Origin of the sequence: Mycolicibacterium austroafricanum (genome assembly GCF_000612725.1) — a bacterium.
Taxonomy (GTDB): Bacteria; Actinomycetota; Actinomycetes; order Mycobacteriales; family Mycobacteriaceae; genus Mycobacterium; species Mycobacterium austroafricanum.
On the sequence record NZ_HG964457.1, the window covers coordinates 304679 to 317828 of the forward strand.

Annotated in this window: 10 protein-coding genes; 3 read left to right on the forward strand and 7 right to left on the reverse strand. The window is 68.7% G+C overall.

All coding sequences use genetic code 11. The features are described from left to right. Positions 1–69: 69 nt before the first annotated feature. The gene (locus BN976_RS26395; protein WP_011782357.1) at positions 70–870 is read right to left on the reverse strand and encodes a crotonase/enoyl-CoA hydratase family protein; all 801 of its coding nucleotides are present in this window, start codon (positions 868–870) and stop codon (positions 70–72) included. A gap of 68 nt (positions 871–938) precedes the next feature. On the opposite strand from BN976_RS26395, the gene BN976_RS26400 reads away from it, so the two are divergent. From BN976_RS26400 to BN976_RS26410, 3 genes are read left to right on the forward strand one after another with little or no spacing between them, the layout of a single operon-like run. Then, positions 939–2588 carry a medium/long-chain-fatty-acid--CoA/3-oxocholest-4-en-26-oate--CoA ligase gene (locus tag BN976_RS26400; protein ID WP_011782356.1) on the forward strand — a complete coding sequence of 550 codons (1650 nt, stop codon included), beginning with the start codon at positions 939–941 and terminating at the stop codon, positions 2586–2588. Continuing rightward, complete coding sequence (locus tag BN976_RS26405; protein ID WP_011782355.1) at positions 2589–3710, forward strand: NAD(P)H-dependent flavin oxidoreductase; 1122 nt, start codon at positions 2589–2591, stop codon at positions 3708–3710. Between the two features lie 37 nt (positions 3711–3747). Then, entirely contained in the window at positions 3748–5307 is a 1560-nt protein-coding gene (locus tag BN976_RS26410; protein WP_036375450.1) for an acetolactate synthase large subunit, read from the forward strand. 56 nt (positions 5308–5363) lie between these two features. Here BN976_RS26410 and lpqN read toward each other — a convergent pair whose 3' ends face one another. The 6 genes from lpqN to BN976_RS26440 all read right to left on the reverse strand — a co-directional run bounded on the left by lpqN (position 5364) and on the right by BN976_RS26440 (position 13148). After that, positions 5364–6101 (reverse strand): envelope biogenesis lipoprotein LpqN, encoded by a 738-nt coding sequence (gene lpqN / locus BN976_RS26415; RefSeq protein ID WP_011782353.1) that lies wholly within the window; start codon positions 6099–6101, stop codon positions 5364–5366. 84 nt (positions 6102–6185) lie between these two features. Then, complete coding sequence (locus BN976_RS26420; protein ID WP_036375454.1) at positions 6186–7316, reverse strand: 3-ketosteroid-9-alpha-monooxygenase, oxygenase component; 1131 nt, start codon at positions 7314–7316, stop codon at positions 6186–6188. Further along, on the reverse strand, positions 7313–8866 hold the full coding sequence (locus tag BN976_RS26425) for an FAD-binding protein (protein WP_199559014.1): 1554 nt from the start codon (positions 8864–8866) through the stop codon (positions 7313–7315). The genes BN976_RS26420 and BN976_RS26425 overlap by 4 nt, the downstream gene beginning before the upstream one ends. Then, positions 8853–10517 carry a steroid-22-oyl-CoA synthetase gene (locus tag BN976_RS26430; RefSeq protein WP_036375461.1) on the reverse strand — a complete coding sequence of 555 codons (1665 nt, stop codon included), beginning with the start codon at positions 10515–10517 and terminating at the stop codon, positions 8853–8855. The genes BN976_RS26425 and BN976_RS26430 overlap by 14 nt, the downstream gene beginning before the upstream one ends. Then, a complete protein-coding gene (gene fadD17 / locus BN976_RS26435) occupies positions 10514–12025 on the reverse strand; it encodes a long-chain-fatty-acid--CoA ligase FadD17 (RefSeq protein WP_011782349.1) in 1512 nt (503 codons plus the stop codon). The genes BN976_RS26430 and fadD17 overlap by 4 nt, the downstream gene beginning before the upstream one ends. Before the next feature lie 13 nt (positions 12026–12038). Then, on the reverse strand, positions 12039–13148 hold the full coding sequence (locus tag BN976_RS26440) for an acyl-CoA dehydrogenase family protein (RefSeq protein WP_036375464.1): 1110 nt from the start codon (positions 13146–13148) through the stop codon (positions 12039–12041). Positions 13149–13150 lie beyond the last annotated feature (2 nt).

The window sequence follows — 13150 nt, forward strand, 5'->3', positions numbered from 1 at the left end:
CGCCGAAATTGCATTCCAGCAGGCCCGCACTCGCAAAAGTCCTGCTGGAATGCAATTTCGGCGAAGTGACTACTTCATCTGGAAGTTGGGGGCGCGCTTCTCCTTGAACGCCCGCGGTCCCTCCTTGGCGTCCTCGCTCAAGAACACCGGGATGCCGTTGGCGGTGTCGGGCTTGAACGCCTCTTCCTCGTGCATGCCCTCGGTCTCGCGGATGGTCTTCAGGATCGCCTGCACCGCCAGCGGGCCGTTGTTGTTGATCACCTCGGCGATCTCCAGCGCCTTGTCCAGCGCGGTGCCGTCGGGAACCACATGGCCGATCAGCCCGTACTGCAGCGCCTCGGCAGCGGTGATGTGCCGGCCGGTCAGCAGCAGATCGCACGCGATCGTGTACGGGATCTGGCGCGGCAGCCGCACGGCGGAGCCGCCCATCGGGTACAGGCTCCACTTCGCCTCGGAGATGCCGAACTTCGCGCTCTCGCCGGCGACCCGGATGTCGGTGCCCTGCAGGATCTCGGTGCCGCCCGCGATGGCGGGGCCCTCGACCGCGGCGATCAGCGGCTTCTTCAGCCGGCGGCCCTTGAGAAGACCCTCGATCTTTGACGGGTCGTAGCTGCCGTCGGCGAACGAATCGCCCGGGGGCTTCTTCGAGGCGGCCTTGAGGTCCATGCCCGCGCAGAAGTAACCGCCGGCCCCGGTCAGGATGCATGTCCGGATCTCGGGGTCCTCGTCGACACGGTTCCAGGCGTCGACCATGATCGAGAGCATCTCAGTGGAAAGCGCGTTGCGCGCCTCCGGTCGGTTCAGCGTCACGATCAAGGTGTGTCCGCGCTGCTCAACGAGGGCGTCGGGGCCTTTTTGAGGGTCGCTCACGGATGTCCGCCTTCCAGCGTCGTTGCCACAGACTTGTCTCGAAATGTAACACGTTCTAGTTTAGAGCCGTGGCTCTGAACATTGCCGATCTTGCCGAGCACGCCATCGACGCTGTGCCTGACCGTGTAGCGCTGATCTCGGGCGACGAACAACTGACTTACGCCGAGTTGGAGGAGAAGTCCAACCGGCTGGCGCACTACCTGATCGACCAGGGCGTCAAGAAGGACGACAAGGTCGGCCTGTACTGCCGCAACCGCATCGAGATCGTCATCGCGATGCTCGGCATCGTCAAGGCGGGCGCGATCCTGGTCAACGTCAACTTCCGCTACGTCGAGGGCGAGCTGAAGTACCTGTTCGAGAACTCGGACATGGTCGCGCTGGTACACGAGCGCCGCTACGCCGACCGGGTGGCCAACGTGCTGCCCGAGACCCCGAACGTGAAGACCATCCTGGTCGTTGAGGACGGCACGGATGAGGACTACCAGCGCTACGGTGGCGTCGAGTTCTACTCCGCGCTGGCGCAGGGCTCCCCGGAACGGGACTTCGGCCCGCGCAGCGAAGACGACATCTACCTGCTCTACACCGGCGGCACCACCGGTTTCCCGAAGGGCGTGATGTGGCGCCACGAGGACATCTACCGGGTTCTGTTCGGCGGCACGGACTTTGCGACCGGCGAGCCGATCGCCGACGAGTACGGCCTGGCCAAGCAGGCCGTCGAGAGCGGGCCGATGGTGCGCTACCCGATCCCGCCGATGATCCACGGCGCCACCCAGTCGGCCACCTGGATGGCCCTGTTCTCGGGCCAGACCACGGTGCTGACACCGGAATTCGACGCCGAGGCGGTGTGGCGCACCATCCACGAGCACAAGGTGAACCTGCTGTTCTTCACCGGTGACGCGATGGCGCGACCGCTGCTGGACGCGCTGCTGGCCGCCCAGGACGCCGGCGACCAATACGACCTGAGCTCGCTGTTCCTGCTCGCCAGCACTGCCGCGCTGTTCTCGACCAGCCTCAAGGAGAAGTTCCTCGAGCTGCTGCCCAACCGGATCATCACCGACTCGATCGGGTCCTCGGAGACCGGCTTCGGCGGCACCAGCATCGTGGCGAAGGGGGAGTCGCACACCGGCGGCCCGCGGGTCACCATCGACAAGAACACCGTCGTGCTCGACGAGGACGGCAACCCGGTGACGCCGGGTTCGGGGGTGCGCGGCATCATCGCCAAGCGCGGCCACATCCCGGTCGGCTATTTCAAGGACGAGAAGAAGACCGCCGAGACCTTCAAGACGATCAACGGTGTGCGGTACGCGATTCCGGGCGATTACGCCACGGTCGAGGCCGACGGTTCCGTGACGATGCTGGGCCGCGGCTCGGTGTCGATCAACAGCGGCGGCGAGAAGATCTACCCCGAAGAGGTGGAGGCCGCACTCAAGGGGCATCCGGACGTGTTCGACGCGCTGGTGGTCGGTGTGCCCGACCCGCGCTTCGGCCAGCACGTCGCCGCCGTGGTGCAGCCCCGGGAAGGCACCCGCCCCGCGCTGGCCGACCTGGACGCGTTCGTGCGTACCCAGATCGCGGGATACAAAGTGCCGCGCAGCCTTTGGCTCGTCGACGAGGTGAAGCGCTCGCCGGCGGGCAAGCCCGACTACCGGTGGGCCAAGGACGTCACCGAGGAACGCCCGGCTGACGACGTGCACGCCAACCATGTGGGAGCCAAATAGATGAAGACCGAACTCTGCGATCGCTTCGGGATCGAGTATCCGCTGTTCGTCTTCACCCCGTCGGAGAAGGTCGCCGCGGCGGTGAGCAAGGCCGGCGGTCTCGGCGTGCTGGGGTGCGTGCGGTTCAACGACGCCGACGACCTGGAGAACGTCCTGCAGTGGATGGACGCCAATACCGACGGCAAACCGTACGGCGTCGACATCGTGATGCCGGCCAAGGTCCCGACCGAGGGCACCTCGGTCGACATCAACAAACTCATCCCGGCCGAGCATCGCGAGTTCGTCGACAAGACGCTCGCCGACCTCGGGGTGCCGCCGCTGCCCGCCGATGAAGAGCGCTCCGAAGGCGTTCTGGGATGGCTGCATTCGGTGGCGCGCAGCCACGTCGAGGTGGCGCTCAAGCACCCGATCAAGCTGATCGCCAATGCGCTGGGCTCACCGCCCAAGGACGTCATCGACCAGGCGCACCAGGCCGGTGTCCCGGTGGCGGCGCTGGCCGGATCCGCCAAACACGCGCTGCGCCATGTGGACAACGGTGTAGACATCGTCGTTGCGCAGGGGCACGAGGCCGGTGGGCACACCGGTGAGATCGGCTCGATGGTGCTGTGGCCCGAGATCGTCGATGCCATCGAGGGCAGGGCCCCGGTGCTCGCCGCCGGCGGTATCGGCACCGGACGGCAGGTGGCCGCCGCGCTCGCCCTTGGCGCGCAAGGCGTGTGGATGGGTTCGGCATTCCTGACCTCGGCCGAGTACGACCTGGGTGTGCGCCTGCCGTCAGGCCGGTCGGTGGTCCAGGAGGCCATGCTCAACGCCACGTCCGCGGACACGGTGCGCCGCCGCATCTACACCGGCAAGCCGGCGCGGCTGCTCAAGAGCCGCTGGACCGACGCGTGGGACGCCGACGGCGCTCCCGAGCCGCTGCCGATGCCGCTGCAGAACATCCTGGTCAGCGAGGCCCATCAGCGGATGAGCGAGAACAGCGATCCGACTGCCGTCGCGATGCCGGTGGGTCAGATCGTGGGCCGGATGAACGAGATCCGCCCGGTTGCCGACATCATCGCCGAGCTGGTGAGCGGATTCGAGGAAGCCACCAGGCGGTTGGACGCTATTCGCGACAACTGAGCGGGCGTTTGACAACAGCGGGCGTATAACAACAGGTGTGAATGGCGCCCGCTCCCTGCTCACCACGCTCGTCGACCAGGGGGTCGACGTGTGCTTCGCCAACCCCGGCACCTCCGAGATGCACTTCGTGGCCGCACTGGACACGGTGCCCGGGATGCGCGGTGTGCTGACCCTGTTCGAAGGCGTGGCCACCGGCGCCGCGGACGGATACGCGCGCATGTCCGGCAAGCCCGCGGCGGTGCTCCTGCACCTCGGGCCCGGCCTGGGGAACGGGCTGGCCAACCTGCACAACGCGCGCCGGGCGCATGTGCCGATGGTCGTGGTCGTCGGCGATCACGCGACCTACCACAAGAAGTACGACGCCCCACTGGAATCCGACATCGACGCGCTGGCGCACACCGTGTCGGGTTGGGTGCGCCGCACCCTGGACGTCGGTGACATCGCCGCCGATGCGGTCGATGCGGTGGCGGCCAGTCGCGCCGGGGTGGTGTCGACGATGATCGTGCCCGCCGACGTGTCGTGGAACGACGGCGAGCCCACCGAGCCGCTACCGGCCGGATATCCCGCGCCCGGCATCGACGACGACGCGGTGCGCGAAGCGGCGGACGCGCTGAACTCCGGGGTGCCCACCGTGCTGCTGGTCGGCGGGGACGCGACCCTGGCTCCCGGGCTGTCCGCCGCGGTCCGGATCGCCGAGCGCACCGGCGCGAAGGTGCTGTGCGAGACGTTTCCGGCGCGGCTGCAGCGCGGGGCCGGGGTGCCCGCGGTCGAACGGCTCGCGTACTTCGCGGAAGGCGCCGAAGCCCAACTCGTCGGCGCCGAGCATCTGATCCTGGCCGGTGCGGCGTCTCCGGTGTCGTTCTTCGCCTACCCGGGACGGCCCAGTGATCTGGTGCCGCAGGGCTGCGAAGTGCATGTGCTGGCGGGACATTCGGGGGCTGCAGCGGCACTGGAACAACTGGCCGACGACGTCGCGCCCGGAACCACCGCGTCGGTCGCGCCGCTGATGCGGCCCGACCTGCCGACGGGAGAGCTCACCGCTTTCTCGGCTGCCGCGGTGATCGGTGCGCTGCTGCCCGAGGGTGCCGTCGTCGTCGACGAATCCAACACCGCCGGGGTGGGGGTGGCCGCCGCGACGGCGGGCGCACCCGGCCACGACGTGCTGACGCTGACCGGCGGCGCGATCGGCTACGGCATGCCGGCCGCGATCGGTGCCGCAATGGCCGCGCCCGACCGCCCGGTGCTGTCCCTGCAGGCGGACGGTTCGGCGATGTACACGGTGTCGGCCCTGTGGACGCAGGCGCGGGAGAACCTGGACGTCACCACCGTGATCTTCGGCAACGGGGCCTACGACATCCTGCGGATCGAACTGCAGCGGGTCGGCGCGGAAAACGCCGCAACACCGGGTCCCAGCGCGCTACGGCTCCTCGACCTCGGCAGCCCCACCCTCGATTTCGTGAAGATCGCCGAGGGGATGGGGGTGCCCGCCCGTCGGGTGAGTACCGCCGAGGATCTCGCGGCGGCGCTGACCGCGGCGTTCGCAGCGCCGGGCCCGCACCTGATCGAAGCCGTGGTGCCGTCGCTCGTGAACACGTGATTCGGGTGTAGTTGGTCAACGCCAGATTGACCAACTACACCGAAATCGCGATGGAGCTATTGCGGGGTGATCGTGGTCTCGTCGTCGATGGCTATGGTCGCCGGGCCGATGATGTCGATCTGATTCTCCAGACCGTCGGCGTTGAGCTGCAGCACGTACCAGGAGCCGTCGCTGCCGGGAAACACCACCGTCTTCTGGGCGGCGATCTTGGTGACCCCGTCCTGGACCCAGGTGCCGCCGAGCTGGAACGCGGGGAACTCACCGAGGGTGGTGAACTTGCCGTCGCTCATGGGTGTCCACCCCGGCAGGTTCGTGGCCTCACCCGCGGCGGCGTCGAGCAGTGCCTCGGGGTCGACATCCCCGACCAGCTTCGACACCAGCGCGACGATGTTCGGTGAGTACTCGCCGGCTCCCGGGCCGTTGTAGATGATCGCGCCGTACGCCCATTCCGGGGTGTCCCCGCCGGCGTCCTCCCAGCCCTCGGGTATCGGCAGGTCGATGATCGGTGCGCCGGGATCGCCACGCTTGACCGGGGATTCCTCGATACCGTTCTCGGCGATGTAGTCGGCGATGGTCGGGGCCGGGCCTTCGGGGGCTTCCTGGCGCGGGGTGATCCGGCCCGTCGGCGGCGCAGCCGTGGCGCGCGTCGACGTCGTCTCGGACGACGTCGTGGCCCCGGTGGACTCCGAACTGGCGATTTCGCCGGTACCGGTGGTCGAAGTCGTGCAACCCGTAGCGATGACGGCCAGCGCTGCGGCTGTCACGGCAGAACGGATGACGCCCGTGAGCTTCATAGCTGGACTCCTGTCATGTGACGCTTTCGGATGTACAGCGAAGCGTAAATCAAGATCTGCTCTTTGCTCGGTGAGTAGATGTACTCAAACCGAACCCAGCTTCCGGGCCGCCATGTTGCGCTCGACCTCCTGCTGCCACAGGTCGTTCGCGTGGGTGGTGTCGACTTCCTGCTCGTACCGGCCGGTCATGTCGGCCGTCACGTCGGCTGCGTCGACGTAGAACTGCTGGTACCACCGGCGGTGCTGGTAGACCGGTCCGTCCTCCTCGGTCAGCAGCGGATTCTCGATAGGGGACTTGTTCTTCCAGATCTCGACGTCCTCGAGGAAGCCCTCGCCGAAGGACCGGTTCATCGCCGCGGCCAGCTTGGCCGCCTTGTCGGCGGGCAGGCCCGGCATCTCCTGCACCGCCACGCCCCATTGCAGCATGAACGAGTTGTGGCTGACGGGGTAGTGGCAGTTGATCAGCGCCACCTCGACGGTGAAGTCCGGTGCGAGGTCGTTGTGCAGCCAGTTGATCATGTACGCCGGCCCGAAGTACGTCGCCTCGGATCGCAGATACGTTCCGTCCCAGAGCTTCTCGGGGTTCGCGGTGAAATCGGGACGCGGCTTGGACTCCATGAACTGGCTGGCCGTGTGTCCCTCGATGACGTTCTTGAAGTACGTCGGGTACGCGTGGTGGATATAGAAGAAGTGCGCCATGTCGACGTTGTTGTCGACGATCTCGCGGCAGTGGGCGCCCTCGATGAGGATCGAACTCCACTGCCAGGGCGACCAGCGGCCCTCGTCGTAACCCGCGATGGTCGGCGGGATCAGTTCGGTCGGCGGGCTGGACCGTTCAGGGTCGTGCCAGACCAGCAGCTGTCCGTTGACCTCGGTGGTGGGCCAGGCCCTGGTTCGGGCCATGCGTGGGGTGCGTTTGGCGTAGGGGACCAGCTTGCATCTGCCGTCGCCGCCCCAGCGCCAGTCGTGGAACGGGCAGGCGACCTCGTCGCCCTTGATCTCGCCCTGGGCCAGGTTGCCGCCCATGTGCCTGCAGTAGCCGTCGAGGACTCGCAGCGACCCGCCCGTGTCGGCGAACACCACCAGCATGGTGCCGAACGCGTCGACGCCGTGCGGCCGCCCGTCCCGGAAGGCGTCCGCCAGCCCGAGGCAGTGCCACCCGCGGGCGAACCGCGTCATCACGCTTCCGGTGTCGATCTCGCGGACGTCGGTCATGAATGGCCTCCTGCCATGTCCAGCACCGCCAGGTGACTGAACACCATGCTGGTGCCGATCGGGTTGCCGCCGCCCGGATAGACGGTGCCGCTGGGAGCGGCCATCGTGTTGCCCGCCGCATACAGCCCGGGAATCACATTGTCCGCCCGATCGAGCACCCGCGCAGCGGTATCGGTGCGCAATCCGCCCTTGGTGCCCAGATCCGAGACGCCGAACGCGGCCGCGTGGAAAGGGCCCTTCGCGATCGGGTAGAGCGGGGCGGCACCGCCGGAGAATGCGCGGTCGTAAGGTTCGTCCCCGCGGCCGAAATCCTCGTCGACGCCGGTGCGCGTGAACCCGTTGAACCGCGCCACCGTCTCGACCAGGTTCTGCGGCGGCACACCGATCGCCACCGCGAGCTCTTCGAGTGTGTCGGCGGTCCGCCACAGTCCTGCCGAGACGTACCGCTCGGGCTCCACCGTTGACACGTTGGTGGCCTTCACCGGCGGCACCAGCCCCTCGCTGTCGTCGTAGATCATCCAGAACGGCAGCGTGACCGTGGCGTCGGCGATCGCCGCCAGCACGGCACGTCCCAGCCGGTCGTACGGGGCGGACTCGTTGACGAAGCGTCTGCCGTGATCATCGACGAAGATCCCGCCGGTGAACCACAGCGCGAACGCCGACGTGCCGTCGGGATGGGTCAGCCCGGGCGACCACCACGCCTGGTCCATCAGGTCCGTGTCGGCGCCCACGGCCATGCCGGCGAGGTGGGCCAATCCTTGATTCCCCTCGGGTCCCATGGTGTCCCGCGAGGCGCCGGGCACACCGTAGCGGGCCCGCATGGCGTCGTTGTGCTCGAAACCGCCTGCGGCCAACAGGACTCCGCGACGTGCGCGGATCGCGCTGCGCCCGCCGCCGGTGTCGACGATCGCGCCGACGACCCTGCCGTCCTCGACCACGAGCTCGGTGAGCGCGGTGTTCAGCCGGGCCGACGAATTCGGGTAGCGTCGCGCGGCGGCGAGGAAGCGGGCGATCAGGGCGCGCCCGCCGACGAAGTAGTCGTCGGGTCGGGGGCGGCCGAGCCGGTCGGAGTCCAAGGGCCCGCGGACGAGCTCGCGCAGCTCGGGAGCGGCGGACACCTTCAACGGCTTCGCCGCGATGTGGCGCATCCCGTCGGCGCGGGCCTTCGGTGCCTTGCCGAAGTAGTCGGGCCACGGCAGCAGCGAGAACTTCAGCAGTTCATCGCTTTCCAGATACTCGATCAGCGGTGCGCCACTGCGGACATAAGTCTCCTGCAGCGCTCGCGGGGTCCGGTCCCCGACCACCGCGGTGTAGTACTCCAGGGCGTCGTCGAGGGTGTCGTCGGCCCCTGCCCGCGTCAGCACAGGATTGCACGGGAACCACATTCCGCCGCCGCCGGAGTATGCGGTGGTGCCGCCGAACTTGTCGGTGGCCTCGACCAGAATCACTTCGAGGCCCTCCCGCGCTGCGGTGTAGGCGCCGGTGACCCCGCCCGCGCCCGACCCGGCGACCAGGACATCGGTGACCTCGTCCCACTCATTCGGCGACATGGTGCTCCCTTCCATGGACGGTGAACTCCGCGTCGAGGGCGTCGCGGTCGGCGTCGGTCATCAGCCGGTACCGCGGATGCCCGCGACCCGCCCAGCGGTGGACCGCGTCGTCGGTGTGCCAGCGCTGCGCCTGCAGGTCACGTTTGAGCACCTTGTTCGACCCCGTCGCCGGCAGCTTGGCCGAGATTCGCAGCAGCCGGGGAAATCCCTTGCGGCCCAGATCATCCTGGGCGACCAGAAACGAGGCGAACGCGTCGACGTCGAAGGAGCCCGGGTCGGCGACCTCGACGGCGGCCATCATCTGGTCACCCGAGCGTGGATCGGGAACGCCGTACACGGCCGCGGCGATGACGCCGGCGTGGCGGCGCAGCACCCGTTCGATGGTCAGCGTCGAGATGTTTTCGCCGTCGACGCGCAGCCAGTCACCGCGGCGGCCGGCGAAGTAGAGGAATCCGGCGCCGTCGAGGTAGCCCAGGTCGCCGGACCAGTACCAGCCGTTGCGCACCCGTTCGGCATCGGCGGCGTCGTTGCGGTAGTACCCCTCGAAGTCGGCCGCACCGCGCCGGTCGACGATCTCCCCGACGGCTTCGTCCGGGTTGAGCACCCGGCCGCTCGCGTCGAGAACCGCTGTCGGACAGAGACACAACGTCTCCGGATGCACGACCACGACGTCGTCGTGGGCGGGCCGGCCCAGCGCGGCGGGAGGTGCCGCAGGGTCGGGGGTCGCGACCGCGCCACCTTCACTGGAGCCGTACCCCTCGAACAGCTCGGCGGCGAACCGGCGCCGGAACTCCTTCTGGTCTTCCGGCGAGGCCTCGGTGCCGAAGCCGCGTTGCAGCGTGTTGTCGGCGTCATCGGGCGCCTCGGGGGTGGCCATCAGATAGCCGAGCGCCTTGCCGACGTAGGTGAAGAACGTCGCGCCGAAATACCGGACGTCGGGCAGGAATCGGGACGCCGAGAACGTCGGCGTCAGGCACACCGTGGCCCCGTTGGCCAGCGCGGGCGCCCACAACGCCATGATCGCGTTGCCGTGGAACAACGGCATGCAGCAGTAGTCGACGTCGTCGCGGTGGTGACCGAACTTGTCGGTGGCGGCGTATGCGATACGAGCCAGCCGGCCCTGACTGCATCTGACGGCTTTCGACGTCCCGGTCGTTCCCGAGGTGAACAACAGCAGGAACAGCGACTTCGCGCCGACACCCGGCGCGGCGACCGGCTCCACCCGGTGCGCATCCAGCAGCTGCGCGTGGTCGGGGGAGTCGACCCGCAACAGGTGATCGGGCGGCACCCCGTGGTCGAGCCCGCGCAGTCGGTCCGCGCCCGCGGCGTCGGTGACGATCAGCCGACAGTCCGCGTGCCGGATGTCGGCGGCCAGGTCCGCCGCACCGCGGGTGGGGTTCAGCCCGACGATGGTGGCGCCGGCCAGCGCGGCACCGCCGAGCCAGAACACGAAGTCGGGCACATTGTCCAGCAGCACGCCGATGTGCGGCGGGTCCAGGTCGGACAGCGTCGACGCGATGGACGCCCGGACCGCCGACTCGTGCACCACTTCGTCCCAGGTCCAGTCCCGTTCGCGGGTGCGCAGCCCGGGTCGACGGTCCCCGGTGCGGTCCAGCAGCATCGCGGCGACGTCGTCCCGGCGGGCCGTCATGGTCGCCGGATCGGGTGGACGGGGTCGGGGCAGTCGGTGCCCTCGGCGGACAGCTCGCGCTTGAGGATCTTGAACGTCTCGGTGCGCGGCAGCGCGGTGGCCGTGCGCACGAACCGCGGCCACTGTTTGGGTCCCAGATCGCTTTGCTCACACAAGAACTGAGTGAAGGAGTCCGGGTCGAACGCGGCGATGTCGGGCAGCACCAGCGCCGCCATCACCTGGTCGCCGACGGCCGGGTCGGGGATCGGGTACACCGCGGCCTCGGTGACGCCGGGGAACCGCATCAGGATCCGCTCGATCGGCGCGGTGCCGAGGTTCTCACCGTCGACGCGCATCCAATCGCCGAGCCTGCCCGCGAAGTACGCGAAGCCACGCTCGTCGCGGTAGGCCAGGTCACCGCTGTGGTAGACGCCGCCGCGCATGCGCTCGGCCTCGGCGTCGGGGTCCCGGTAATACCCGCGGAACTGGCCGGGCCCTTCGGTGTTCACCAGTTCGCCGACGACGCCGGGCGGACATTCTGCGCCGGTGTCGACGTCGACGATCGTCACCCCGCCGACGAGCGGACCGAGTGCGCCCTCGGGGGTGTCGGGGGTGCGGGCGATCGACACCCCGCCCTCGCTGGAGCCGAACCCGTCGACCACGGTCACCCCGAAGCGCTCGGCGAAGCGGCGCAGATCGCGGGGCGCGCCCTCGTTGCCGTACGCCACCCGGAGCGGGTTGTCGGCGTCGTCGGGCTTCTCGGGGGTGGCCAGGATGTAGGACAGCGGTTTGCCGACGTAGTTGGCGTAGGTGGCGCCGAAGCGGCGCACGTCCGGGATGAACTGTGACGCGGAGAACTTGCGGCGCAACGCGATCGACGCACCGGCCGCCACCCCGGGTGCCCAGCCCGCCATGATCGCGTTGGAATGGAACAGCGGCATCGACAGATAGCAGGTGTCCGCGGCGCCGAGCCCGAACCGCTGCGCGAGCATCACCCCGGGGAACGCCACCTTCTCATGCGTGCACCGCACCGCCTTGGGGTGACCGCTGGTGCCCGAGGTGAAGATCAGCATGAAAAGGTCGTCAGGGTCGGGGTCCGGAAAGTCGACGGCCGCACCACGGTGGGTGGCGAGTTCGTCTGCGAACAACGAGGATTCGACGTCGACAGCCGCGATTCCGTCGTGCGGAGCGGACCGGTCGGCCAGCACCAACTGACAGTCGGCGTGGTCGACGTCGCGCTGCAGTGCCGCGCCGCGGCGGGTGGGATTCAACCCGACCGGCACGATGCCCGACAACGCCGCCGCGACCAGCACGGTGCCGAAGAACGGGGTGTTGCCCAGCAGCACCCCGACGTGCGCGGGGCGGTCCGGGTCGAGCCGGTCACGCAGCGCCGCGGCCAGCGCGGCACCGTCGCGAATGTGGTTGCGCCAGCTGACGAACGACACCGAACCGGTCTCCGGGTCGACCCAGCGCACACCCCGGTCGTCGACCTCGGTGAGTTCCGCCAGCAGGGACGAGACAGTAGCCACCGCAGAGGTGGTTTCAGGCCGGGGTGTCGGCCAGCTCGCGGCCGATGCGCAACAACTGCCCGGTGGCTCCGCCGACCGCGAACTCGGTCTGCTTGGCGGCCAGGAAGTAGCGGTGCACCGGATGGTCGATGTCGATTCCGACACCGCCGTGGACGTGCACCGTCGTGTGCGCGACGCGGTGGCCTGCCTCGGCCGCCCAGAACGCCGCGCTGGCGACATCGAGGTCGGCAGGAAGATCCTCGGACAGCCGCCACGCCGCCTGGGTCAACGTCAGGCGCAGGCCCTTGATGTCGATGTAACCGTCGGCCAGCCGTGACGAGACGGCCTGGAAGCTGCCGATCGGACGGTCGAACTGTTCACGTTTGCGGGCGTAGGACGCCGTCAGCTCCAGCGCGCGCTCCAGCACCCCGAGCTGATAGGCGCTGCGGCCCAACGCATGCCGGGTCACCAGCCAATCCAGCACCTCGGGACCCCCGACACGTCGGTCGCTGCCGATCGCGACGCCCTGCAGCTGCAATCCGGCCACACTGCCGTGCCCGGTGGTGTCCAGTGCGGTGACCGCAACCCCGTCGTCGGCCGAGCCGACCAGGAAAACAGCTGTCCCGGAGTCGGTTTCGGCGGGAACCAGGAAGGCGTCGGCATTCACTCCGAACGCCACCTGGGTCCTGCTGCCGGTCAGCGTGTAGCCGTCCCCGGAACCCTGGGCCAGCACCGGGCCCTCGCCCATCTCGCCGTCGAATGCCACGGCGAGCACCTTCTCACCCTTGATCGCCTGCGCCGCCCAGTCCTGCTGCAGCGACGCGGAACCGAACTTGGCCAGCGCCCCGGCGGCGAGCACCACCGATTCCAGGTAGGGAACCGCGGCCAACTGGCGCCCCAGCGCCACCAGCACCGCGACCTCCTCCAGCACCCCGAAACCGCCGCCACCCAACGACTCCGGCGACGTGGTGGACAGGATGTCGGCGTCGATCAGCTTGCCCCACAGATCGCGGTCGAACCGTCCCCCTGCTTCGGGTCGCAGCCCGTCGAGCTCGCGTTGATGCTCCGGTGTGCACACGGACTCGGTGATGGTGCGCACCAGACCGCCGAGGTCCTCACTGGCTTCCGTCGTCTTGAAATCCATCT

Excerpts from the sequence above, each read along its gene's own strand:
- BN976_RS26405 (WP_011782355.1), top strand. The coding sequence starts at position 2,589 with ATGAAGACCGAACTCTGCGATCGCTTCGGGATCGAGTATCCGCTGTTC.
- lpqN (WP_011782353.1), bottom strand. The coding sequence starts at position 6,101 with ATGAAGCTCACGGGCGTCATCCGTTCTGCCGTGACAGCCGCAGCGCTG.
- BN976_RS26420 (WP_036375454.1), bottom strand. The coding sequence starts at position 7,316 with ATGACCGACGTCCGCGAGATCGACACCGGAAGCGTGATGACGCGGTTC.
- BN976_RS26425 (WP_199559014.1), bottom strand. The coding sequence starts at position 8,866 with ATGTCGCCGAATGAGTGGGACGAGGTCACCGATGTCCTGGTCGCCGGG.
- BN976_RS26430 (WP_036375461.1), bottom strand. The coding sequence starts at position 10,517 with ATGACGGCCCGCCGGGACGACGTCGCCGCGATGCTGCTGGACCGCACC.
- BN976_RS26440 (WP_036375464.1), bottom strand. The coding sequence starts at position 13,148 with ATGGATTTCAAGACGACGGAAGCCAGTGAGGACCTCGGCGGTCTGGTG.